The following is a 207-nucleotide window of genomic DNA, read 5'->3' as shown; positions in this document are numbered from 1 at the left end:
CCGCGTCAGCAGCGAAGAACCGAACTATACGCCTCACAACAAAACCAGTCAACACCTTTCGCAAAATTATTTTCAGAAATTTAATCACTACCCTGTTTTAACAGGGTTTTTATTTGATAAAAACACTATCAAACTTTCTACACCATCCATACATACAAAAAAATACAAAACAAAGGCCGTCTGAATTGCTCTTTCAGACGGCCTTTT

Annotated in this window: 1 protein-coding gene; it reads left to right on the top strand. The window is 37.2% G+C overall.

Annotation, left to right across the window (positions count from 1 at the left end; genetic code table 11):
- A partial coding sequence (locus HMPREF2700_RS11905; RefSeq protein ID WP_210389876.1) for a hypothetical protein occupies positions 1-184 on the top strand: 184 nt, incomplete at its 5' end.
- Positions 185-207: the final 23 nt, after the last annotated feature.

This window comes from Neisseria sp. HMSC068C04 (assembly GCF_001810105.1).
Classification (GTDB): Bacteria; Pseudomonadota; Gammaproteobacteria; order Burkholderiales; family Neisseriaceae; genus Neisseria; species Neisseria flavescens_B.
The sequence above is the reverse complement of the archived record's forward strand: the minus strand, read 5'-3'. Positions and strand labels throughout refer to the sequence as shown.